Origin of the sequence: Pandoraea pulmonicola, from assembly GCF_000815105.2 — a bacterium.
Classification (GTDB): Bacteria; Pseudomonadota; Gammaproteobacteria; order Burkholderiales; family Burkholderiaceae; genus Pandoraea; species Pandoraea pulmonicola.
In genome coordinates, this window is record NZ_CP010310.2 from 4,490,340 (window position 1) to 4,512,445 (window position 22,106).

The following is a 22,106-nucleotide window of genomic DNA, read 5'->3' on the forward strand; positions in this document are numbered from 1 at the left end:
AGCGCCGCGATATATGCACGTGCCGCAATATTGGTTGGGCCTGGTGAGCCTGCAGGGTATCCTGTCGCCCCATTCAGCATTCCACGGCCCCTCTCATCGCACGAGACATTCGCATGACCGACACGACCATTCGCCAAGCCGACCATCCGATCGACCCGCAATTCACCGCCCGCTGGTCACCGCGCGCGTTCACCAACGAGACGCTGCCCGAAGCCACGCTGCTGTCGTTCTTCGAAGCGGCGCGCTGGGCGCCGTCGGCCTACAACGCCCAGCCCTGGCGCTTCGTGTATGCACGCCGCGGCACGCCGCACTGGGAGCAGTTCGTTGGTTTCCTCAACGAATTCAATCAAAGCTGGGCGAAGCACGCGGCGGCCATCGTCATCGTGATCTCGAAATCGACGCTCAAGCCGCCGGGCAGCGATCAGGACGCGCCCTCGCCGACACATGCCTTCGACACGGGCGCGGCCTGGGGCTATCTGGCCCTGCAGGCCTCGCTCTCGGGCTGGGCCACGCACGGCATGGCCGGCATCGAGCACGACAAGATTCGCAATGAACTCGATCTGCCACCGAAGTACACGATCGAAGCGGCGATCGCCATCGGGCGTCCGGGCGACCCCGCAACGCTGCCGGAAGGCCTGCGCTCGCGCGAAGTGCCGAGCCTGCGCGATCCGCTCTCGACGATTGCCGCCGAAGGCCGCTTCGCGTTCTGACCTCCGCCGTCTCGACAAAGCAAAACCCCGCCGGGTGGAAAGCCCGGCGGGGTTTTGTGTTTCGAGGGTTCAGGGTGTGTTGCGCGTCGGGACGCGTCAGGACGCGTCCGTCTCCGGCTGCCAACCGCCGCCCAGCGCACGGTAGAGCGTCACGTGGTTCACGAGCACACGCTGCTTCACGTCGATCAACTGCTGCGCGGCGTGAAACTCGCTGCGCTGCGCGTCGAGCAGTTCGAGATAGCTCGCCACGCCGTTCTCATAGCGGCGCTTGGCCAGACGCAACCGCTCCCGCTCGCCGTCCGACACGCGCTTTTGCGCCTGAAACTGTCGGGCGAGTTGCTGTTGCGCGACCAGTGCGTCCTCCACTTCCGCGAAAGCCGTCTGGATGGTCTGCTCGTACGTCACGACGGCCATCTCCTTGCGCACGTTCGCGAGGTCGAGCCCCTGAATGTTGCGTCCGCCCTCGAAGATCGGCACGGTGATCTGCGGCACGAATGACCACACACCGGTCCCCGCGCTGAACAGGTCCGCCAGGCGCGAACTCGCGCTGCCCACGTCGGTCGTCAGTTTGATCGACGGGAAGAACGCCGCGCGTGCCGCACCGATGTTGGCGTTCGCCGCGCGCAGTTGCGCTTCCGCCCGACGGATGTCGGGACGCCGTATCAACAACGACGACGGCAGCCCGGCCGCGACCGGCACGACGAAGGCATCGTCGAGTCTGGCCGCCGCCACAGGCTTCACGCTGACGTCGCCCGTGAGCAGTTGCAGCGCATGCAGAATCTGGCTGCGCTGGCGTTCACGCTCGGCCAGCGCCGCACGGGCGACTTCGACCTGCGTGGTCTCCGTGTTGAGATCGAGATCGTCGATCAGGCCGCGCTCCGCACGCAGGCGGATGACGCGAATACCGTCCTCGCGCGCCGCCAGCACGTCACGCGCATACCGGATCTGTTCGTCGATGGCCACAAGTCCGATGTAGGACGTCGCCACTTCGGCGACCAGGCTCACCTGCGCCGCGCGCTGCGCCTCCTCGCTCGCGAGGTACTGCTCCAGCGCCGCGTCGCGCAGGCTGCGCACGCGCCCGAAAAAGTCGAGTTCGAACGCGCTCACGCCGACCGTCGCGCGCAGATCGTTGGCGACGTAACCGTCGGGATTGCGGCCGCCCCCGTCGGGCTGCCCGGCCGAACCGGAGTAGCGCTGGCGTGCAAACGAACCGCCCGCCTGTATGCTCGGCAGCAGATTGGCTCTCTCGATACCGTAGAGCGCACGCGCTTCCTGCACGCGCAGTGACGCCAGGCGCAAATCGCGGTTCTGCGCCAGCGCGCGGCGAATGAGCGCCTGCAGACCGGGATCGGTGAAGACCTCGGCCCAATCGGCATCGCCAGCGAGCGGCTCCGCGAGCGCCAGACGCACACCGCTGTCCTGCGGCGCGGCCTCGAACGTCGTCGGGATCGGCGCCGCCGGGCGCTCATACGTGGGCGCGAGCGTGCAGGCGCCGAGCGTGAAGACGCACGCGCCGGCCAGCGTTATCCCGCGCAAGCGGGGTCGAAACATCGTCATACCTTCCCCTCGACGGCCGGCGCGGCATCGCCCGACGCGTCCTTATTGTCCGGACTCGGCCGGCGCACGAAGCGGCCGACCAACACGAAGAACAACGGCACCAGGAAGATCGCGAGCACGGTGGCCGTCACGATCCCGCCCAGCACGGCTACGCCGATGGCGCGCTGCGCCCCCGACGCCGGCCCCGAAGCGATCGCCAGCGGCACCACGCCGAAGCCGAAGGCGAGCGAGGTCATCACGATCGGACGCAGACGCAGACGGGCCGCTTCCACTGCGGCATCGAACCACGTCATGCCCTGCTTCGCCAGATCATTGGCGACTTCCACGATCAGGATCGCGTTCTTCGCCGACAGACCGATCGTCGCGATCAGCCCGACCTTGAAGTAGATGTCGTTGGGCATACCCAGCAGACTCACCGCGCCAAGCGCGCCGATCACGCCGAGCGGCACCACCATGATCACCGCCGCCGGAATCGCCCAGCTCTCATAGAGGGCCGCGAGCGCGAGGAACACCACGAGCACCGACAGGGCGAACAGCGCCGGCGCCTGGGCGCCCGAGATGCGCTCCTCCAGCGACTGCCCGCTCCACTCGTGGCCAATGCCCTTGGGCAGATCGGCCATCAACTGCTCCATGCGCGCCATCGCTTCGCCGCTGCTCTTGCCCGGTGCGGATTCGCCCTGAATCGTGAACGACGGATAGCCGTTGTAGCGCTTGAGCTGAGGCGCACCGAGCTGCCATTTGAGCGAGACGAAGGCCGAGAGCGGCACCATCTCGCCGAGCGAGTTGCGCACGCGCAGATTGCCGATGTTCTCCGGCGACACCCGGTAGCGTCCGTCGGATTGCACCAGCACGCGGCGGTTCTCCGAGCCGAGCATGAAGTCGCCCACGTAGTCCGAGCCGAACATGGTGGAGAGCGTGGTGTTCACGTCGTCCATGCTCACCTTGAGCGCCTCCATCTTGCGGCGATCGATACTCACGTCGATCTGCGGCACATCGCCCTGGCCGGCGAAGATCACATTCTTCAATACCGGATCCTCGGCGGCCTTCTTGAGCAGCTCGTCACGCGCGGCGATCAGCGTGTCCTTGCCGACGCCGGCGCGATCCTGCAAGCGCAGATTGAAACCGTTCGACGAACCGAGCTCCGGCAGCGCCGGGCTGTTCATCGCGATCAACATGCGATCGGGCTGGCCGCCGAACTTCTCGTTCACGCGATCGACGATGGCATTCACGCCGTCGTGCTTCGAGGTGCGCTTGTGCCAGTCGTCGAGCGTGACGAACAACATGCCGCCGCCCGGCCCCGCGCCGAACTCGTTCCATCCCCCCAGCACGAACACGTGCTTGACCGGCTCGTTCTTCATCAGGTACTGCTCGATGCGCTTGAGCGCCGTCATGGCCTCCGGCAACGTGGCACCCTGCGGCTCCGAAGCCATCACCATGAAGCTGCCGGTGTCCTCCTCGGGAATGAATGCCGAGGGCAGGCGCATGAACGCGAGCGGCACCGCGATGAGCACCAGGCCATAGACCACCAGCGCCCGCCACGGACGACGCAACGTCTTGCCGACGGTGCGCGTGTAACGCTGCGTGCCGAGCGCGAACGTGCGGTTGAACCAGCCGAAGAAGCCCCGCTTGTCGTGATGGTCGTCAGCGATCGGTCGCAGCAGCGTGGCGCACAGCGCCGGCGTGAGCGAGAGCGCGAGGAACGCCGAGAAGCCGATCGACACGGCCAGCGTGACCGCGAACTGCCGGTAGATGTTGCCCACCGCGCCCGAGAAGAACGCCATCGGCACGAACACCGTGACCAGCACCACCGTGATGCCCACGATGGCGCCGCTGATCTGCCGCATTGCCTTGACCGTGGCCGCGTAGGGCGACAGTCCCTCCTCGACCATGATCCGCTCGGTGTTCTCGACGACCACGATGGCGTCGTCCACCAGAATGCCGATGGCGAGCACCATGCCGAACATCGTCAGCGTGTTGATCGAATAGCCCAGCCCCAGCAGCACGCCGAACGTGCCGAGCAACGCGACCGGCACCACGAGCGTGGGGATGAGCGTGGCGCGCAGGTTCTGCATGAACAGATACATCACCAGGAACACGAGCACCACGGCTTCGAGCAGCGTCTTGACGACCTTCTCGATCGACACCTTCACGAACGACGCCGTCTCGTAGGGCAACTGGTATTCGACGCCGGCCGGGAACTGCGCGGCCTGCTCGTCCATCACCTTGCGCACGGCCTTCATCACTTCCACGGCGTTCGAGCCGGCCGCGAGCTTGATGCCCATGGCGGTGGCCGGCAGCCCGTCGACCCGCGACGAGAAGTTGTAGTCGGACGCGCCGAGCTCCACGCGCGCCACGTCGCCCAGCCGGATGGCCGAGCCGTCGGCGCGTACGCGCAATGGAATATTGGCGAACTCCGCCGGCGTCGACAGCGCGCTGTCGGAGACCACGTTGGCGTTGATCGGCGCGGACTTTGGCGTGCCTCCCGCGCCCAGATCGCCAACTGTCACCCGCGCGTTATAGGCGCGCACCTTCGAGACGATATCCGACGCCGTGAGATCGACCGCGACCAGTTTGGCGGGATCCGGCCAGATGCGAATGGCCTTCTCCGTGCCCCAGAACTGCACCTGGCCGACGCCAGGCACGCGCTTGAGCTGGTTCATCACCTGCGCGGCCGCGAGTTCGCCGAGGTCGAATTCACCGATGGCCGGATTGCGCGAAGAGAGCGTAACGACCATCTGGACGTTGTCGGCCGCCCGCTCGACCTTCACGCCGTAGCGGCGCACAACCTCCGGCAGACGCGATTCGACGGTCTTCAGACGGTTCTGCACTTCCACCGCGGCCAGATCGAGGCTGGTGCCCTGACGGAAGGTCAGGTTGACCGACGACTCGCCGTTGCCGCTCGTCGCCGACGTGTACATGAGGCCCGGCGCGCCGTTCATCTGGCGCTCGATGATGGCGGTCACCGAGTCCTCGACGACCTTGGCCGAAGCGCCCGGATAGGTGCTCCAGACGCTGACCATCGGCGGGGCGATGTCCGGGTACTGCGCCACGGGCAGCGCCCGGATCGCGAGTACGCCGATCAGGGTGATCAGCAGGGAGATCACCCAGGCAAAGACCGGGCGATCGATAAAGAAACGAGCCATTGTTATTGCGTCTCCGCTTTGGAGGCCGGGCTGGCGCGAGCGAGCTCGACCGGCCTGGCATTGGCTTCAGCATGGGTTTCGGCCTTCACGGCCGATGCGCCCGGCGCGACAGGCGTCGTCAGCGTGGTCGGCGCGGCCGGCTTTATGGGCGGTGGGGGCGGCGGCGCCGCGGCCGCCTTGATCTTGACCTGCATGCCGTCCGAGAAATGCGCGACGTTCTGCACGATGACCTTCTCGCCGCCCTTCAAGCCGTCCGTCACCAGCCAGTCGTGGCCGACGATCGTTTCGGCGTGCACCTTGGTGTCGTGCACCTTGCCCTGGGCGTCGACCACCCGCACGATGGCACCTTCGGCCGTCCGGACGAGCGACTCGCGCGGCACGCGTACGACGTTCGGGTTCACCGCGCCTTGCATGCGAACCTGCACGAACGCGCCGGGCAGCAGCACGCCGTCCGGGTTCGGCAGCAGCGCGCGCATGGCGATGGTGTCGGTGCCGGGGTCGACGGCCAGATCGGTGAAGAGCAGCTTGCCGGGCAACGCGTATTCGCGTCCGTCGGGCAGCGTGACATGCACCTGCGGCGCAGCCGCACTGCCGCGCTCCAGCTTGCCTGCGCGCAGGTCGCGCGTCATGGCGTAGACCTCGGCGGCCGGTTGCGAGAAGTTCACGTAGATCGGATCGATCTGCTCCACGCGCGTGAGGAGCGTTGGCGAATCGAGACCGACCAGGGCCCCTTCCGTGACTTCGGCGCGACGCACACGGCCAGCAATCGGTGAGACGACGCTGGCATAGCCGAGGTTGAGTTCCGCGCGGCGGACTTCGGCGCGAGCGGCCAACACTTCGGCCCGGGTACGTGCCTCAGCGGCACGGGACTCGGCGTCCTCGCGGGCGCTGATGGCGCGATCGGCGAGCAGTCCACGGTAGCGCTCGATCTTGTCGCGCGCGGAGTCGTGTTCGGCCTGTGCCTTGGCGAGTGCGCCGCGCGCGGCGTCGAGGGCGGCGGACAGCGGCTTCGGGTCGATGCGAAAGAGCACTTCGCCCCGGGCGACCGTTTGACCCTCCTGATAACGACGCTCGATGACGACGCCGCTGGCGCGCGCGCGCACGTCGGCATTGCGGTAGGCCTCCAGACGCCCCGGCTGGTGAGTCGTGAGCGGCTCGGCGCGACGCTCCACGGTGCGCACGACGGCTTCCGGCGTGGCATCGGCCTTCTCGCCCTCGCCGCGATCCGAGCAGGCGGCGAGAAACACCACACCGGCGAGCAGACTGACTGACACACCCGTTAGCATTCCGAAGCGGGTTCGGTAATCGATTTTCGATGACATGTATTTGCGTTGGATTTACGACATCCGGTCAGAGTGTCGAACCGCGTTCGGTGCGCGACGACGACCTATGGCTGAGCCAGCGATGGGGGAACCGGGGGCCCGCATCTCTCCAGAAGCACCGTGGGTGGCAGGATGCGCGTTGCGCGAAGGAGGTCTGTGCCCAAGACCACCGGACCGGTGGGATCCGGTCGTCTGCCGCCTCGCCTATGTTGGCGTTTCAATCTGGCGTTTTAGATGGAGAAACGCGATTCTGACGTGAAATTGATGTTAGAAAAAGTTGGAACCTATCTATAAAATGAATGGATGAACTGGACCATAGAACAATTGCGCTATTTCGTGGCTGCCGCCGAGGAAGGATCGATATCGGCTGCCGCCCGGCGTCTCGGCAAAGCCCAGTCGGCGGTGAGCACGGCAATTTCGCTGCTCGAAGCCGACTTGGGCTTTGAATTATTCGACCGAAGCCGTCGCAACGCCCGGCTGACCGATCAGGGCGAGGTGATGCTGCTCGAAGCGAAGGAGTTGCTTCGTCAGGCGGAGGGGCTGAATCACCGGGCGAACGCGCTGGCATACGGCGAGCAGCCGCAGCTCTCGCTGGCGCTCGACGAGGCGTTGCCGTATCAGGCGGTGAGCGAGCTCGTGCGCGATCTCGCCTATCAGTTCGCCTATCTGGAATTGACGCTGCTCAACGGCACGTCGACGGAAGTGGCCGAATACGTGGAGAAGCAGCGCGCGGACATCGGTTTTCACGTGGATCGGGGGCCGATTTCTTCCGCCTTTGGGCAGAAGTACGTGGGCTCGGCCGTGCAGGGCGTGTTCGTGGCCGGCGACCACCCGCTCGCGTTCCGCGCTCAGGTCACGCGCGGCGATCTGGCGAAATATCGCCAGATTCTGTTGCAAATGGACGACATCACGCCCATGCAGCTGAGCCCGTCGATCTGGCGGGCGGACAGTTCATACGTAATTGCCAGCATGGTCGTCGACAAGCTGGGCTGGGCGGTGCTGCCGATCGACATCGCGGAGTACGAAGATCTTCACGAGCTGCGCTGCGGCGACCTCGGCCTTCCGCAGTTGCCGGTGCGCATGCTCTGGCGCTTTGGACGCGAACCCAACGACGTCATGCGATGGTGCGAGGCGCGCTTCGCCGAACTGCTGCGCGCGAGCACGCAGGAGACGTGATGGCGCCGGGAGACGCGGCGTCGCCGCCTGAAGCCGGCACAACGCTCGCGTCCCCGTGAGCTCATTGCGGCTTCGGCCCCGGTGCCGACTTCGCCCGCAGCAGCAGCGCCGCCGCCGTGCAGCCCAGCATGGCGATGCCGGCGATCAGGAACGTGTCGCTGTACGCCATGAACAGGGCCTCGCGCATGACGCGCTGCTCGATGAGGCCGAGCGCGGCGTCGCGCGCCTGGCCGCCCGCAACGCCCATTTTGGCCATCCAGTGCTGCATCATGTGCATCCGGTCGCGAAATGCCTCCGCGTACGGCGTCACCGCCTCGCCGATCCGCATGGCATGGAGCTTTTGCCGCTCGACCACGATCTGGCTGGCCACGGCAATGCCGATGGCGCCCCCGACGTTTCGCACCATCGTGAAGAGCCCCGACGCCGATCCGACCTGCGCCTTCTCCACGCCGGCGACCGCCATGACCGACAGCGCCACCACGACCAGCGACTGACCGACACCCCGCACGATCAACGACGGTTCGATGACGTTGACGCCCGCGTCGATATTGAGATTCACGTTCATGAGACACCCGGCCGCCACCAGCGCGAAGCCGGCAATGATCGTCGTGCGCGGGCCGATGCGGCGCATCAGCGGCGGCGTGAGGAACGACATCACGAACTGCACCGCCCCGTAGGGAATCATGGTCAGCCCGATATCGCGTGCGCTGAACCCATGGAGCTCCGCAAAGTAGTTCGGCACCAGGAACACCACGCCAAACACCACAGCCCCGAACAGGAACTGCATGAGGCTTGCCACGCCGAAGTTGTACCGGGCGAGCAGCCGCAGGTTGATGAACGGTTCGGCGCGGTGCCACTGCGTCCAGGCGAATGCCGCCAGACCGATGGCGGCAACGATCGACAGTTGCACCATCTCGGTCGAGGCGAACCAGTCCTTTCGCCCGCCCTCCTCCAGCACGATCTGCAGCGCGCTCAGGCCGATGGCCATCGCGCCGATACCGAACCAGTCGGCGCGCCTGAGCCGATCCAGATGCACCGGCGTCGCCTTGATCGACCAGCCGATGGCGGCAAGCAGCGCGATGCCGGGCGGGATCTGGAGATAGAAGATCCACCGCCACGAGTACATCTCCGTCAGCCATCCGCCCAGCGATGGGCCGGCGGCCTGCGCCACGTTATTCGCCACGGCGAACAGCGCCATTCCCAGCGGATGTCGCGACGGAGGCAGTTCCGAGACGATCAGTTGGAACGACAGTGGGATCAGCACCCCACCGAACGCGCCCTGCAGCGCTCGGGCGACGATCATGGTGGAGATGTCGGGCGCGAGCGAGCAGGCCAGCGAGAACAGCAGGAAGCCCCCGGTGCCCACGAGCAGCACGCGCCGCGCCGAGAACACCTGCACCAGCCAGCCTGTCAGCGGAATCACAATGATCTCGGCGACGAGATAGGCCGTGGTGATCCACGATCCTTCCTCGAAACTCGCCCCGAGCGAGCCGCGAATATCGGGCAGCGAGGCGTTGGTCACGTGCACGTTCATGCCGGCCATGAAGCAGCCGAACACGCCACCGAGCACCGCTACCCACGCGCGCAGGGAAACGTGCCCGGATTCCGGAGCGGGCGCGGCGGCGCTCATTGCGCCCTCGCTTGCTGCGCGCGCGTATCGACCTGCGCGATCACCGACATGCCGGGGCGCAGCACGGGCGCGTGTTCGGCCGCGTGGTCGAGACGAATCTTGACCGGGATGCGTTGCACGATCTTCGTGAAGTTGCCCGTCGCGTTATCGGGCGGCAACAGCGCGAACTGCGCGCCCGACCCCGGCGAAAAGCTGTTGACCGTGCCGCGCAGCGAATGCTCTGGATAGGCGTCGACATCGATGACCACGGGTTGCCCCTGCCGCATCTGACGCACCTGGGTTTCCTTGAAATTCGCGACCACGTAGACGTCGGCCAGCGGCACCACGGCAAGCAGCGGGTCGCCGGCCTCGACATACTGCCCGACGCGCACACTGCGTTGCCCGACGACACCGTCGCCGGCCGCCTTCACGACGGTGTGCGCGAGCGTGAGCTCCGCCTGTGTGAGCGACGCCTGCGCCGCGGCGAGCCGGGCGTTCGCCTGCGCGATGGCCGCCTTGCTTTGCTCGCGTCGACGCTGCAATACCGTCAATTGGTCTCGCTGCGCCTGACTGGCGGCCCTGGCATGCGCGAGTGCAGCGCTGGCCTGCTGCGCCTGTGCCTCCGCCTGCTCGAAGCGTTGGCGGCTCGCGGCCCCGTCGTCCAGCAGCGCGCGATAGCGCTGTGCATCGGCCGTGTGTCGCGCATGCTGCGCCTGCTCCCCCGCCACATCGGCCTCGGCCTGCGCGATGAGGCTGCGTTGGCGCACCAACTCGGCGTCGAGCGTGGCGGCCGCGTCGATCTGCGCCTGCACGTCCGCCGCGGCGGACTGCACCGCAGCCTTCGCCTGCGCAACACCGGCTTGCGCATCTCGATCGTCGAGGCGCACCAGCACGTCTCCGGCATGGACGTGCTGGTTGTCGTCGACTTCGACGCGACTGACATATCCGGCAATTCTCGGGCTGACGCGCGTCACGTCGGCTCGGACGTAAGCGTCGTCGGTGCTCTCGATAAAGCGGCCGACGAACCACCAGTGGCCGGCGGCAACGACAACTGCCGCGCTCAGCGCGACGCCCGCGGTGATCATCCACGTCTTGCGGCTCGCAAACCGTGACCGGCCTGGCAAGGCAACAGTACTCATAACAATCTCTCGACAGATAACGGAAAGGGAGACGACGCCGCGCGACGGCGTCGCGAAGAAACGCCCCGCACTAGCGGGCGGCTGTCTTGTGGGGTTGGGATTCGTTGCGCGTGGCAGACGGCTCGTGCAACACGTCCGGCAACACGTCCGGCGGTGCATCGGCGACCTGCCATCCGCCACCGAGCGCCTTGAACACCGTGACCTGATCGATGCCGATCTGCAGGGCGCTCCTGGCCAGCGCGGCGTCCGCCTGAGCGAGCGAACGCTGCGCATCGAGCAGATCGAGAAAATCGGCGGCGCCGGCCTGGTAGCTGCGCTCGGCCAACGTCAGCGCGCGCCGATGATGGGCGCGAGAGGCTTCGAGCGCACGCCCCCGCGACCAGTCTGCCCCATAGTGCGCCAGCGCTTGCTCGGTTTCCTTCACGGCGACGAGCAAGCGACCTTCGAAGCTGGCCAGTGCGGCGTCGTCTTCGGCGTGCGCCGCACGCAGCCGCGCGCGTTCCGCGCCCAGATTCGGGAATTGCCACTGGATCAACGGCCCGACGCCCCAACTCACCGCGTAACGATCGCCAAGCGAGGACAGGCGACTGCTGCTCGACAGCCAGTCGACGGACCCGCCCAGCGTGATGCGCGGATACAGGTCGGCCGTCGCGACACCCACGCGGGCGGTTGCAGCGGCGAGGCGCCGCTCGAACGCGCGCAAGTCCGGGCGCCGCTGCAGCAAGTGCGCGCCGTCGCCCACCGGGAAGGGTTGCGCCAACGCCGGTACCGCCGCGCACTGCGCCGCCTTGTGCGGGAGACCGGCAGGGGCGCGTCCAGTCAGCACGGCGAGTTCATAGAGCGCCGCCTGACGATCGCCTTCGAGCGCGGGCAGGCTGGCGCGCGTGTCCTCGACGAACGCCTGCGCACGAGTGACTTCGAGATCGGAGACAAGGCCATCCGCCTGTTGCCGGCGGGTGAGATCGGCAATGCGCGTGGCGATATCGAGCGTACGCCGCGTCACGCGCGCTTGATCGGCAAGGCCGCAGACCTGCAAGTAGGCCGCGACAGTCTGCGCGGCAATGCTCACGCGCATCGCATCGCGCTCGGCGGCCACGGCGTCGGCATCGGCGGCGGCCGCTGTCACGAGATGATCGACGCGTCCCCACAGATCCACCTCCCAGGAGAGCGAGAACGACGGCGCCCAGCCCCAGCGAGTCGATGGACTGTCGGTGCCCCGGCTCGCCGCGACGATCTGGTCCGGCCCCGGTTTGCCGTAGCGCGGTCCAAACGATGCGGAAGTCTGCGGCAGCCGTCGCGCTTCCTGCTCGCCGAACGCGGCACGCGCCCGACGGATGTGCGCCGCCGCGACCGCGAGGTCCCGATTCTCGGTCAGAGCTTGCATCACCAGGGCGTCGAGCACCGGGTCGCGATAGAGCCGCCACCAATCGTCCGGCGGGTTGTTGACGCTCGTCGGCGCAGCGCTCGTGGTGACGAATCCGCCTTGCAACGCCGTCGAAGGCTGCGGTGCGTGATACGTCGGACCGACGCTGCACGCGCTCAGCAGACAAACGATGAAGATGGCCGGGAGACCTCCCCGGCGCGACGGTGTTTTCGGGCGCTCCCCGCGTGCGTGATGAACCATGGCGAACTTGCTCGTCTGACAAATCAGGAAGTTCGATGGTATGGTGATGTGGCTGCGCCAATCGAACGCAGACTGCACAATCATCGTCGCAAAATGGACAGTTTCATCAACGCCTTGCATACCGGTGAGGCGACCGCCCAGGTCGCCGTGGTCGCCACCGACTCTCCATCGCACACCACGTATCCGACACACGCGCATCGTCACGGACAGTTGATTCATGCGATCGCCGGCGTGATGATCGTGCGCACTGCCGCGGGCAGTTGGGTCGTGCCGACCGGTCGCGCCGTGTGGGTGCCGGGGGACACCGAGCACGCCATCGAAATGGCCGTCGACGTCGCCATGCGCACGGTTTTCGTGGCGCCGGGCACGCGCGCCACGCTACCGCAGCGCTGCCGGGTCATCAATGTGAGCCCGCTGCTGCGCGAGCTGATTCTGACAGCGGACGAGGCGGGCCACCGGCAGTCTCGGCCCGACGACGTCAATCGCGATGGCCGCGTGCTCGCCCTGATTCTCGACGAAATCGAGCGGGCGCCGGCGCTGTCCCTGCATGTGCCGATGCCGCGTCACCCCGCGCTTGCAGGCCTGTGCACATCGCTGCTGCGGGATCCGTCCATGTCTTCCACGCTGGCCGAATGGTCGACGCGCGTCCACATGAACGAGCGCACGTTTGCGCGCACCTTCAAGAAGGAAACCGGCATGACGCATGGCGCCTGGTGTCGCCATGCCCGCGTGTTGCTCAGTTTGCCGAAGCTGGCGGCGGGAACGTCCATCCTGGCGCTCGCGCTGGAGCTCGGCTACGACAGTCCGAGCGCCTTCGCCGCCATGTTCCGCAAGACGCTGGGCGTGGCGCCGAGCGAGTACTTTCGCACACGCTGAGTCGTGCGCGGTGTTCGTGCGGTGTCGGCGCATTGTCCGAATCGCGACGACGGTTGCGCGATTCGCGCGCGCGAATCGCGCCAACGAGTCGCTAGACTGAAGGCACGGCAATTCGCGGCGGGCGCCTTCGTCCGCCTCTCGGCAACCGATGGACCTTCTTCGATGCATGCGCACGTTCGTCCGTCTCGCGGACGCGGGCAGTTTCGCCCGCACCGCGGAGCAACTGGACCAGACACCCTCCCAGATCACCCGCGCGATCTCCGCACTCGAGGCGCATCTCGGCACGCGGCTCCTGCACCGGACCACGCGCGCCATGTCGCTCACACCCGCGGGCGAGCGATATCTGCGTCGCACGCGTGAAGTCATCGACGCGATCGATCAGAGCGAACGCGAAGCGCAGGGCACTGCAATGCACGCGCGAGGGCGCTTGCGCGTGCATTGCAGCGCGAGCATCGCCAACCGCCTGCTGATTCCGCTGGTGGAGCCGTTCGGGCAGGCGCATCCGGAAGTCGCCCTCGATCTGACGATCGGCCCGCGCGTGCCCGATCTCATTCGCGAACCGTTCGACGTGGCGTTCGTCGCGGCACGCTCGTTGCCCGGCTCCGAACTCGTCGGCATCGAACTGGGCAGTATTCGCAACGTGCTGTGCGCCGCCCCGGAGTACATCGCGCAACACGGCCGACCGGCGCATCCGGAAGCGCTTGAGCAACATCGATGTCTGCAACTGGTCGCGCCCGAATACGACGACAGCCTTTGGTGCTTCGGCGAGACCCGGAACGCGCCGCTGAAGATCGATCCGTTCCTCACGGTGGACACGTCGGCGTCGCTCGTGATCGCCGCGCGGCAGGGCACGGGCATTGCGCTGTTGCCGTCGTTCGTGGTCGAGGACGATCTGCAGACCGGTCGGCTCGTCGAGCTTCTGCCGCAATTTCGGCCCGCGTCGCTCAACCTTTACCTGTTGTACGCGTCGCGCCTGCATCTGGACGCGAAGATTCGCGCCTGGGTGGATTTCATCCGGCCGGCCATTCGGCGGCGGTTGGCGCCGGAGGCGGGTGTCGCGAGAGATCAATGAGAGCGAGACCGAATTGTTGCCGCCGAGGTAACCCGGTGGTCCCGCGACGGGCCATTTGTTGCTCGGCGAACGGGCCCGCGATGAGGAACGCCGTTCCGGCGTGAGACGCCGGGCTGGCCTGGCTCGTAGAAGCGTTGGCCCTCGCCGATGAATGATTCTTGATAGTCGGGACAGCTAATCTGCGTATATCTTTTGCGGGTTCATGACAACCTACGCGACAAATACGCGCACCCGTTACGTCCATATGATCAAGTTCTCCCCCGCATCCTTCGACAGATCGAGCACGATGCGAGCCCCAACCGCCGCAGCGTCTCATGGTGCGGACGCTCCCCGCGAAAATGGCGGCAAGAAAGGCATGGCTTCCAATATTCGTGCCGTTTTCAACTGCGCCAGAAAATCACTCGCGGGCGCGCTGGGCGGCGTGCGCAACTTTGCGCAACAGACAAGCCATTGCATCGTGGTGGCGGTGAGGTCGGTATTCGGCGCAAGACCCAAGGGCGCTGGCGAAGCGCCATGCAGCGGTGCTGACGAGAGGAACCTGAAGTCCATGCTCCGCGGTGTCGAGGGAGGCGTGACATCCACTCGATCGCCTGGATCCGTCCGTTTTCATACCGAAGCCGGGATGGTGGAGTACGAGGGGCGCCAGCGCGTGAACCTTCTTGCGACCGTGCCTCGGCAGACAGTGCCAGTCAGGGACCGGGCCGTTCCGACGCTCTTCTCGCACACCACTGTCGCCGCATCGCGCCGTGAGACGACCACTTTCCCGTCAGGGAGCAGCGAATCTTTCCGCAAAGCGAGCCTGCGCACGCCGCCAGATGTCAAGACGCGATTGTCGCTAACCTCGGTCAACGAGGAAACAAAGCGGTTGATAGGATCTGAGCCAAACCCATCGTTTCCGAACCGCGTGGAAAAGCCGGGCCAAGGCGCCAGCTTCGATCCTGAGCAGAATAGCGCGATCTATACGCTGGTCCAGTTGCTCAAGCCGAACCTGAGTTCCGTGGAGTTGGATCGAGAGGTGTTGGCACTGCGCTGCCTGTATGACGCCCGGCATCCAGCCGACCAGGGCAAGCCCTTCTCCTTTGACGCAGGCAACAGCAGCGCGGCACGTACGCTCGTCGAGCTCGTTAACCAGCGTTACGGTACGGACATAAAGGTGCGCACGGTCGAACCGGGACTCGTTGGGCTCGTCAATGAGCTGTACTAGGTTCTGTTCACATTCTCACCATCGCGCCCCTCGGCAGTCGACACCGCGCCCCGCATGAAGAAATCGAGCGCTTTGCCAAATTCATCTTCCAGGCGGACGTCCGAGTTGCTTAACCATGTCATGACGGCAGATAGATAAAGAAAATGCAGATAAAGCGCCAGGCGCTCGGCCGGCGTATCGGATCTGAGTTCCCCCGCCTGTTGTGCATGGCCGATGAGTCGCACATACAGGGAGATCATGTCCGAACTGGCTTGCTGCGCCACCCCGTCACGCACCTGCTGGAATCGAAAGCGAATATACGGCGCCGCATACTGACGGTGGTGCTCCCACCACTCGGCTGAGCCATGCAACAACGCTGTTACTCGCGAGACGAAGGATTTCCTGCCGAGGACCAGCCCTTCCGCCACTGCCTCGAGATCTTCCCCGAGTTCATTGTGCATCCAGTGCACCAGTACCGCTTCCTTGACCGGGAAGTGGTTGTAAAGCGTTCCTCTCGCGACATCTGCCTCCGCGGCGATCTGCTCCATCGTGACTCCTTCATACCCGTCACGTTCGAATAATGCGTGGGCGGTGGCCGCAATGTGGTCGCGAGTTTGATTCCGTTTGCGGGTAGTCCGATCGTCCTTGGTCATCTCAATTGCAGATTTATTGCACAATGTCTAATATTGGACATTGTACATTTTTTTTGAGAGGAATGGCTGATGCACGGCAGAAAAGCGTTTCCCACGGTAGTGATTGGGGCAGGCCTGTCGGGACTGGCCGCCGCCCTTCTGCTATCTCGTCGGGGTATCCCCGTGATGGTTGTCGAAGCCCAGGACGGCGCGGGCGGGTGTTGTTCGACCGAGGCGTTTGATGGATACACTTTCAACAATGGCGCGGTCTATGTGGCGGTCCCTTCGCTGCTTCGCGCCTCCTTTCGGCGCCTGGGCATCAGCTTCGATGACGAAGTACAACTCATCCCGATCGCGAGGCCGCACGTCACTCATTTGGACAACGGCACGACGGTGCACCTCTCGACAGCAGAGAACTCGCACGTCGAAGGTGCTGACGGCAACTCGCGAACACGGCAACTTCGAGAAGGGCTGACCAAGCTGCACAACGACTGGCATCCAATCTACCGAGCGTTGGTCTGCGACGTGCTGCCGGAAGAACCGTCGCTCGTACGGACTTTCGGCAAACTCTGGAAATACCTGCCTCGAATGGGCGGCCACATAAACAAATTGATCGCGTCCTATTTCCCGGACGGCGATCTGCAAGCTGCCGTCGCCTCCACATTGTTGTACACAGGCCTTCCACCCGACCAACTCCCCTCGACACAGATCATTGGATTACTGGCGTTGCTCGAAGAGGGATTTCACCTGCCGCGAGGGGGCATGGGAGCCATCAGCGCTGCACTGCTGCGTCATCTACAGGACCAATCCGTCCCAGTTCGTTTTGGCGCCAAGGTCAAGGAGATTGCCGTCGAAAACGGACAAGTGCGCGGCGTCGTGCTTTCCGACGGCGAACGCATCAACACCTCGCACGTCATTGCGACTTGTTCGGGGTTGGGTGTCGTGAAGACTCTGCTGCGCCCTGACGCTATTCCGCGACGACTGGCCGCGAAGGCGGATAAGGCTCCGCTGTCGCACAGCGCCATCTCCATCCAGATCGGATATTCCGGCGCCCCGGCCTCGGACGCCTTCATCGTCAACCACGTCCCTGCAATGGACAAGCAAGGCGCCGTGCACACGCTGACGCCTGAAGTTCCGCGCTGGATTTCTTATACACAGCCCACGCAAGTCTTCTCGGATCTGGCACCTGAGGGGAAGAATATTATCGAGCTGTACGCTCCTGCCACGGGTATTCAGTCGGCGTCTGGATGGGACAAGGCATGGAGTGATGCCGTGGTGGAGAGATATCTGAGAGCATTGCGGCAGCGAGTGCCGGAATTGACCGTCGAAAGGACTCGCGTGCTTGATCCGCAGGACTTCGCCCAGGAACGGCATTTGCATGAAGGCGCACTGTACGGCATTGCTCCGGGCGCATCTCCCAGCAAGTTCCTTCCCCATCGCACCCAGATCGCCGGACTATATCTCGGGGGACAAACAACGTTCCCAGGCTACGGTGTGCCTTCCGCGATTCTGTCGGGGATACAGTCCGCGGAGTCTCTGGTTGCCGATTTGTCGTAAGCCCGATGCACAGTGTCCCCCACATTTGCACAGATCAGTTATGCCATCTATCCGGTCGGTCGTCGTGACCCTTCGACCGAAAGTGCTTTTCGTGCCGGCAAGATAAATTCGATTTACGCTTGCATTCGCGAACTGATCGGCTATCCCCCTATTCCCGGAGTTGTCATGGTTGATATTTCACGCGAAACCACTGAACAAACGGAGCAGCGTCTCCGACGAGTCATTACAGAAGCACGGCTACGGATATACCCCGAAACATACGCGTTCGTTGAATTTCCGCTGGACCAATTTCCGAAGGCCGTGCGGTCCGATGCACTTGCCCTGGTGCGGGACGACAATGTGTGGAGTCAGCTCGTTCCGAGTCGCGATGCGAGCAAGGAGACATTCGGCGTCTTTCGGTTTCACTTTCCGGCGGGTGCGGACAACAGTGGTTTCGTCGGCTGGCTGGCGACGCATCTCAAGAGTCGATTTGGCACCGGCGTATTTGTGACGTGCGGACAAAATTCCGAAGACGGCGGAATATTCGATTACTGGGGCGTCCCGGCAACACTGGCAGACGAAGTATTTGAGGAAGTCAAGCGTCTTGTTCAGGTGGGAAAATAGCGGGTTCTTCGCAGGCTATTCGAATTCAGCCCGAAAACGGGACTCGAATGCCGACACTGTCGAGCATGTGCTGGCATGCGTTGTCCCGCAGATCAGATGCCCTGGATAAGTCCAGACACTCCGGAGACCGTCTGGACGCACCCAAACAAAGCGACCACGACGGCCGATATGCGCGAAAAGCCGTGCATCAGTGAGACGGGTATCGCTTTCCGTACTGCGGCGGTTGCAGTGCTCAAGCACAACCACCAGGCAGCGGAGCCGGCAAACACCCCTCCGACCATCAGCGATACCGCGGACCATCCAAGGCCATCGCGCGAATCCGACAGCGGCCCCAGCGCCGCAAAGATCCCGATGAACGACAGAATGGTCATGGGATTGGACAGCGTAAGGCCAAACGTCGTGATGAAATCGCGAGCGACGGATGTGCGCGGTGTGCCTTGGGAAACGGTGGAAGCAGCGGGCGCCTCGCGAGCGATACCCCAGGCCAGCCAGACAAGAAACACGCCACCGCCCATTTTCAGGGCCACACTCAGCATCGGCAGCGCCGCCGCCACGCCGGCGATACCGAGCGCGCCGAGCAACCCATAGATGCCATCCGCGCTTGCTGCGCCCAGGCCCGTGGCAAAGCCGGAGCGAAAACCGCGGGTTAGGCTACGCTGGATGCACAACATACCGATGGGACCTACCGGCGCAGCAATGCAAAAACCCATCACCATTGACTTGACGAACAACATGCCCTTCTCCGACGAACTGCGTTGATGTGAAGAGCATCGTAGGCAGTTCACGAGAGTGCGGAAAGTCAGTTTTTAAGAGAAAATGGTGTTTTCTCCTTAAAAACTACGGCATGATGGACGAACTGGATTGGAAGCTGCTTTCCTTGCTGCAGCATCACGGACGCATGACCTATACCGAACTGGGTCGCCAGGTCCATCTATCGGTGCCAGCGATAACGGAGCGCGTCAAGCGCCTGGAAGAAGCCGGGATCATCGAAGGCTACTCGGCGCGGATAAACCCCGTCGCGGCGGGCTATGCGGTGAGTGCGCTGATCGGCATTACGGTGCCGCAACCTGCAAAAGCAAAGTTTCTCAAGTTGCTCGGCACGATCCCCGAAGTGCTCGAATGCCATCACGTAACCGGGGCAGACTCTTATGTCATGCGATTGGTGGCGGTGAGCCTGGCCGATCTGGAACGGTTGATTGAACGTATCAACTTATACGGCGAAACTCGTACGTCAATCGTGATGTCGACACCGTTGGTTGCCCGGGGCCTGCAACAGCCGCCCGCCAAGCCGCGAAGCTGAATGACGCATTGACTTGGAAGCCGCCGCTTGCAGGATGCGTCCGCGTACTTGGACGGGAACTGCGGCCGTCTATCTTCCAGAGAGGGTTCATCCCGTCTGCGAGCACTCGTCACGAATACCGGCCAGGGCCAGTTTCAGTTCGTTTGAAAGATCCTGTAGCTCCAGGATCTTTCGATCTATTACCTCAATTTTTTCGGCAATCACTGCGCGTTTCTCTTCCGGCCTGAAAGTGTGATTGGCCCATGCGTCCAGCAGTCCCTGGATTTCTCCAAGTGAAAAGCCCAGCGCCTTGGCCTGCTTGATCAGACCCACACGTCGAACGGCCGATGCGTCGTAGCGGCGATATCCGTGGCGGCCCTCTTGACCGCGCTGGGGCTTGATGAGGCCGATTCGCTCATAAAAACGGATCGCATCGCGACTCATTCCCGTCTGTTCCGCCAACTCCCCGATCCGCACGATCCAATTCTGCCGTCAATTTCAATCTTGACCTTGGACTGTACACCAGTGTTTACAGTGCCCTTTCGAACAGCCTTGGCTGACTTCCGAAGCACCCTGTTACGGGCCAACGATCAAAGAAAAACATGACGCAAGAAAAAACCGCATTTGTCACCGGCGCCACTGGATTGCTGGGTAACAACCTTGTTCGCTTGCTGCTGGCGGAAGGCTATCGGGTCAAGGCGCTGGCTCGGTCCGCACAAAAAGCCACGGCACAGTTCGGGGAACCAATGGATGACCGCCTGGAACTGGTATTGGGCGATCTCGAGTGTGTGGAGGAATTTGCGCCGGCACTGCAGGGCTGCGAGGTTCTTTTTCACACGGCGGCCTATTTCCGCGACAGCTACAAAGGCGGCCGCCATATGGCCGCCCTGCGGAAGATCAATGTCGAGGGCACACGGGTTCTGCTGAATGAGGCGTATGCGGCGGGGATTCGGCGCATCGTCCACGTCAGTTCCATCGCGGTATTGGGCGGCAACGCGGCAGGATTGACGGACGAGACCATGACGCTGGCAAAAGACGCGGCGCCGGATGACTATTACCGCAGCAAGATCGAAACCGACGAGGTGGTATTCGCCTTTCTGGACAGTCATCCTGACATGCACATTTCCCTCGTCCTGCCCGGCTGGATGCATGGCCCGGGCGATCTTGGCCCGACCTCCGCAGGGCAGTTCGTACAGGATTATCTGCAACGAAAAATCCCTGGGGTGGCCGATGCGGCCTTCTCCGTGGTGGATGCCCGGGATGTGGCCCGAGTCGCCTTGGCGTCCAGCAAGACGGGGAAACGAGGCGAGCGCTATTTGGCTGCAGGCTACCCAATCAGCATGGCCGGACTTCTGCAGGCGATGGAAGCCGTCAGCGGCGTGCCCGCGCCGCGGCGCAAGCTGCCTCGAGTGATGTTGTATGCCATCGCCTTTGCGCAGGAGGCCTATGCTCGATTGACCGGCAGGCCGGTATTGCTCAGCTTGGCTACGGTACAAAACATGGCAAACGACTACGGGAGAAGATTCTCCGCGGAGAAGATTCGGAGGGAGTTCAACCTGGGCTTCAGACCCATGGAAGAGACGCTGGCGGACGAAGTGAGGTGGACTCGTCAGCGCGCAGCGCGCGGAACGCCCGACATCGCCTAGGTCATCATGCCCGGCAGTGCTTCCGCCAACGCGTCGACGGCGATGCGAACCTTGCGCGGGAGATGCGGCGTCTGCAGCCATAACGCGTAGGCGTCGTAGAGAAACGGCGGCTGCTCGGGAAGCAGATGAACCAGCGCACCTGCGCGAATGCGATCGCTCACCAGCCAGTAGGGCAGCCAGGCGATGCCCGCGCCCAGCGTCGCAGCGTCGGCGATGGCGTCGAGATCGTCCATGCGCACCCGATTCGCGGGCATGAACGCGTGCGGCGGTTGTCCATCGCGGGGAAACAACCACGGACGCGCCCGGCCGGAGCGTCGATACAACACCGCCTGATGCACGCCGAGCGCGTCGATGTCGTGCGGCAGTCCATGCGTCTCGACGTACGCGGGCGACGCGCAGACAATCATCGGCTGACGCGCCACCCGTCGCGCAACAATGCCCGCCTTGTCCTCCAGGTCGCCGGTGCGAATGGCGATGTCGTAGTCCCCCTCCGCCAGATCGACGAAGCGATCGCTGAACGAGAGATCGAGTTCCAGCGTCGGATACCGCTGCGCGAGGCGCAGGAGCACGGGTGCGACACAACGTCGGCCGAAGTGCACCGGCATGGCCACGCGCAGCTTGCCGCGCGGCTCCGCCAACTGATCCGCCGCAAGCGCATCCGCCGCTTCGGCCTCGGCGAGCACGATCTTGCAGCGCTCGTAGTAGGCGCGGCCGAAGTCGGTCAGGCTCTGGCGCCGCGTCGTGCGATTGAGCAACCGCATCCCCAGCCGCGTCTCCAGCCAGTGCACGTGCTTGCCGACCATGGGGCCGGACAGGCCGAGGGTATCCGCCACGGCAGCAAACGATCCCAGATCGACCGCTTTCACGAATACCGCCATGCTGGTCAGGCGATCCATATTGGAAACTCCTGGTTTTTAGTATTGATATCGAACCGCCATTTATTGACGAAGAGCGTACCGCCACAGTGAATTCCTATCA

General features: G+C 64.2%; 19 protein-coding genes. 9 read left to right on the forward strand and 10 right to left on the reverse strand.

Features of this window, described 5'->3' with window-relative positions; genetic code table 11:
- Positions 1-113: 113 nt before the first annotated feature.
- Positions 114-710, forward strand: a complete 597-nt coding sequence (locus tag RO07_RS19155) for a nitroreductase family protein (protein ID WP_039404907.1) — start codon at positions 114-116, stop codon at positions 708-710.
- 96 nt (positions 711-806) lie between these two features.
- Here RO07_RS19155 and RO07_RS19160 read toward each other — a convergent pair whose 3' ends face one another.
- From RO07_RS19160 to RO07_RS19170, 3 genes are read right to left on the reverse strand one after another with little or no spacing between them, the layout of a single operon-like run.
- A complete protein-coding gene (locus RO07_RS19160; protein WP_084072710.1) occupies positions 807-2,267 on the reverse strand; it encodes an efflux transporter outer membrane subunit in 1,461 nt (486 codons plus the stop codon).
- Positions 2,264-5,410 carry a multidrug efflux RND transporter permease subunit gene (locus tag RO07_RS19165; protein WP_039404908.1) on the reverse strand — a complete coding sequence of 1,049 codons (3,147 nt, stop codon included), beginning with the start codon at positions 5,408-5,410 and terminating at the stop codon, positions 2,264-2,266. The genes RO07_RS19160 and RO07_RS19165 overlap by 4 nt, the downstream gene beginning before the upstream one ends.
- A 2-nt stretch (positions 5,411-5,412) precedes the next feature.
- Positions 5,413-6,696, reverse strand: a complete 1,284-nt coding sequence (locus tag RO07_RS19170; RefSeq protein ID WP_052266726.1) for an efflux RND transporter periplasmic adaptor subunit — start codon at positions 6,694-6,696, stop codon at positions 5,413-5,415.
- A 339-nt stretch (positions 6,697-7,035) separates the two neighbouring features.
- On the opposite strand from RO07_RS19170, the gene RO07_RS19175 reads away from it, so the two are divergent.
- Positions 7,036-7,908: a LysR family transcriptional regulator gene (locus tag RO07_RS19175; RefSeq protein WP_039404909.1), complete on the forward strand. Its 873-nt coding sequence runs from the start codon at positions 7,036-7,038 to the stop codon at positions 7,906-7,908.
- A gap of 61 nt (positions 7,909-7,969) precedes the next feature.
- On the opposite strand, the gene RO07_RS19180 is transcribed toward RO07_RS19175, so the two are convergent.
- The 3 genes from RO07_RS19180 to RO07_RS19190 form a co-directional block, all read right to left on the reverse strand.
- Positions 7,970-9,538 carry an MDR family MFS transporter gene (locus RO07_RS19180; protein WP_039404910.1) on the reverse strand — a complete coding sequence of 523 codons (1,569 nt, stop codon included), beginning with the start codon at positions 9,536-9,538 and terminating at the stop codon, positions 7,970-7,972.
- Positions 9,535-10,656 carry an HlyD family secretion protein gene (locus RO07_RS19185; protein ID WP_039404911.1) on the reverse strand — a complete coding sequence of 374 codons (1,122 nt, stop codon included), beginning with the start codon at positions 10,654-10,656 and terminating at the stop codon, positions 9,535-9,537. The genes RO07_RS19180 and RO07_RS19185 overlap by 4 nt, the downstream gene beginning before the upstream one ends.
- A gap of 70 nt (positions 10,657-10,726) precedes the next feature.
- On the reverse strand, positions 10,727-12,280 hold the full coding sequence (locus RO07_RS19190; RefSeq protein WP_084072874.1) for an efflux transporter outer membrane subunit: 1,554 nt from the start codon (positions 12,278-12,280) through the stop codon (positions 10,727-10,729).
- Between the two features lie 93 nt (positions 12,281-12,373).
- Here RO07_RS19190 and RO07_RS19195 point away from each other — a divergent pair, with 93 nt between their 5' ends.
- From RO07_RS19195 to RO07_RS19205, 3 genes are all read left to right on the forward strand, one after another.
- The gene (locus RO07_RS19195; RefSeq protein ID WP_039404912.1) at positions 12,374-13,156 is read left to right on the forward strand and encodes an AraC family transcriptional regulator; all 783 of its coding nucleotides are present in this window, start codon (positions 12,374-12,376) and stop codon (positions 13,154-13,156) included.
- 166 nt (positions 13,157-13,322) lie between these two features.
- Positions 13,323-14,228, forward strand: a complete 906-nt coding sequence (locus RO07_RS19200) for a LysR family transcriptional regulator (RefSeq protein WP_052266728.1) — start codon at positions 13,323-13,325, stop codon at positions 14,226-14,228.
- A 244-nt stretch (positions 14,229-14,472) separates the two neighbouring features.
- Complete coding sequence (locus RO07_RS19205) at positions 14,473-15,432, forward strand: hypothetical protein (RefSeq protein ID WP_072637098.1); 960 nt, start codon at positions 14,473-14,475, stop codon at positions 15,430-15,432.
- Here RO07_RS19205 and RO07_RS19210 read toward each other — a convergent pair.
- Positions 15,429-15,959 carry a TetR/AcrR family transcriptional regulator gene (locus RO07_RS19210; RefSeq protein WP_237171298.1) on the reverse strand — a complete coding sequence of 177 codons (531 nt, stop codon included), beginning with the start codon at positions 15,957-15,959 and terminating at the stop codon, positions 15,429-15,431. The genes RO07_RS19205 and RO07_RS19210 overlap by 4 nt on opposite strands.
- Positions 15,960-16,133: 174 nt before the next feature.
- Here RO07_RS19210 and RO07_RS19215 point away from each other — a divergent pair, with 174 nt between their 5' ends.
- Both RO07_RS19215 and RO07_RS19220 read left to right on the forward strand, forming a co-directional pair.
- Complete coding sequence (locus RO07_RS19215; RefSeq protein ID WP_039404915.1) at positions 16,134-17,600, forward strand: phytoene desaturase family protein; 1,467 nt, start codon at positions 16,134-16,136, stop codon at positions 17,598-17,600.
- A gap of 12 nt (positions 17,601-17,612) precedes the next feature.
- Positions 17,613-18,203 (forward strand): DUF6196 family protein, encoded by a 591-nt coding sequence (locus RO07_RS19220; RefSeq protein WP_237171299.1) that lies wholly within the window; start codon positions 17,613-17,615, stop codon positions 18,201-18,203.
- 92 nt (positions 18,204-18,295) lie between these two features.
- Here the strand turns inward: RO07_RS19220 and RO07_RS19225 are convergent, their stop codons facing one another.
- Positions 18,296-18,937 (reverse strand): LysE family translocator, encoded by a 642-nt coding sequence (locus RO07_RS19225; protein ID WP_039404918.1) that lies wholly within the window; start codon positions 18,935-18,937, stop codon positions 18,296-18,298.
- A gap of 113 nt (positions 18,938-19,050) precedes the next feature.
- On the opposite strand from RO07_RS19225, the gene RO07_RS19230 reads away from it, so the two are divergent.
- Positions 19,051-19,503, forward strand: a complete 453-nt coding sequence (locus RO07_RS19230; RefSeq protein WP_039412902.1) for an Lrp/AsnC family transcriptional regulator — start codon at positions 19,051-19,053, stop codon at positions 19,501-19,503.
- A gap of 87 nt (positions 19,504-19,590) precedes the next feature.
- Here RO07_RS19230 and RO07_RS19235 read toward each other — a convergent pair whose 3' ends face one another.
- Positions 19,591-19,926, reverse strand: a complete 336-nt coding sequence (locus RO07_RS19235) for a MerR family DNA-binding protein (RefSeq protein WP_147284610.1) — start codon at positions 19,924-19,926, stop codon at positions 19,591-19,593.
- 158 nt (positions 19,927-20,084) lie between these two features.
- Here RO07_RS19235 and RO07_RS19240 point away from each other — a divergent pair, with 158 nt between their 5' ends.
- Positions 20,085-21,128, forward strand: a complete 1,044-nt coding sequence (locus RO07_RS19240) for an SDR family oxidoreductase (protein ID WP_039404920.1) — start codon at positions 20,085-20,087, stop codon at positions 21,126-21,128.
- On the opposite strand, the gene RO07_RS19245 is transcribed toward RO07_RS19240, so the two are convergent.
- Complete coding sequence (locus tag RO07_RS19245) at positions 21,125-22,024, reverse strand: LysR family transcriptional regulator (protein ID WP_039404922.1); 900 nt, start codon at positions 22,022-22,024, stop codon at positions 21,125-21,127. The two genes, RO07_RS19240 and RO07_RS19245, sit on opposite strands and share 4 nt — an antisense overlap.
- Between the last annotated feature and the right edge of the window lie 82 nt (positions 22,025-22,106).

Bases quoted from the DNA above. Each gene is read 5' to 3' on its own strand.
- RO07_RS19155 (WP_039404907.1), top strand. From the start codon at position 114: ATGACCGACACGACCATTCGCCAAGCCGACCATCCGATCGACCCGCAA.
- RO07_RS19160 (WP_084072710.1), bottom strand. From the start codon at position 2,267: ATGACGATGTTTCGACCCCGCTTGCGCGGGATAACGCTGGCCGGCGCG.
- RO07_RS19165 (WP_039404908.1), bottom strand. From the start codon at position 5,410: ATGGCTCGTTTCTTTATCGATCGCCCGGTCTTTGCCTGGGTGATCTCC.
- RO07_RS19170 (WP_052266726.1), bottom strand. From the start codon at position 6,696: ATGCTAACGGGTGTGTCAGTCAGTCTGCTCGCCGGTGTGGTGTTTCTC.
- RO07_RS19175 (WP_039404909.1), top strand. From the start codon at position 7,036: ATGAACTGGACCATAGAACAATTGCGCTATTTCGTGGCTGCCGCCGAG.
- RO07_RS19180 (WP_039404910.1), bottom strand. From the start codon at position 9,538: ATGAGCGCCGCCGCGCCCGCTCCGGAATCCGGGCACGTTTCCCTGCGC.
- RO07_RS19185 (WP_039404911.1), bottom strand. From the start codon at position 10,656: ATGAGTACTGTTGCCTTGCCAGGCCGGTCACGGTTTGCGAGCCGCAAG.
- RO07_RS19190 (WP_084072874.1), bottom strand. From the start codon at position 12,280: ATGGTTCATCACGCACGCGGGGAGCGCCCGAAAACACCGTCGCGCCGG.
- RO07_RS19195 (WP_039404912.1), top strand. From the start codon at position 12,374: ATGGACAGTTTCATCAACGCCTTGCATACCGGTGAGGCGACCGCCCAG.
- RO07_RS19200 (WP_052266728.1), top strand. From the start codon at position 13,323: ATGCGCACGTTCGTCCGTCTCGCGGACGCGGGCAGTTTCGCCCGCACC.
- RO07_RS19205 (WP_072637098.1), top strand. From the start codon at position 14,473: ATGATCAAGTTCTCCCCCGCATCCTTCGACAGATCGAGCACGATGCGA.
- RO07_RS19210 (WP_237171298.1), bottom strand. From the start codon at position 15,959: ATGGAGCAGATCGCCGCGGAGGCAGATGTCGCGAGAGGAACGCTTTAC.
- RO07_RS19215 (WP_039404915.1), top strand. From the start codon at position 16,134: ATGCACGGCAGAAAAGCGTTTCCCACGGTAGTGATTGGGGCAGGCCTG.
- RO07_RS19225 (WP_039404918.1), bottom strand. From the start codon at position 18,937: ATGTTGTTCGTCAAGTCAATGGTGATGGGTTTTTGCATTGCTGCGCCG.
- RO07_RS19230 (WP_039412902.1), top strand. From the start codon at position 19,051: ATGGACGAACTGGATTGGAAGCTGCTTTCCTTGCTGCAGCATCACGGA.
- RO07_RS19235 (WP_147284610.1), bottom strand. From the start codon at position 19,926: ATGAGTCGCGATGCGATCCGTTTTTATGAGCGAATCGGCCTCATCAAG.
- RO07_RS19240 (WP_039404920.1), top strand. From the start codon at position 20,085: ATGACGCAAGAAAAAACCGCATTTGTCACCGGCGCCACTGGATTGCTG.
- RO07_RS19245 (WP_039404922.1), bottom strand. From the start codon at position 22,024: ATGGATCGCCTGACCAGCATGGCGGTATTCGTGAAAGCGGTCGATCTG.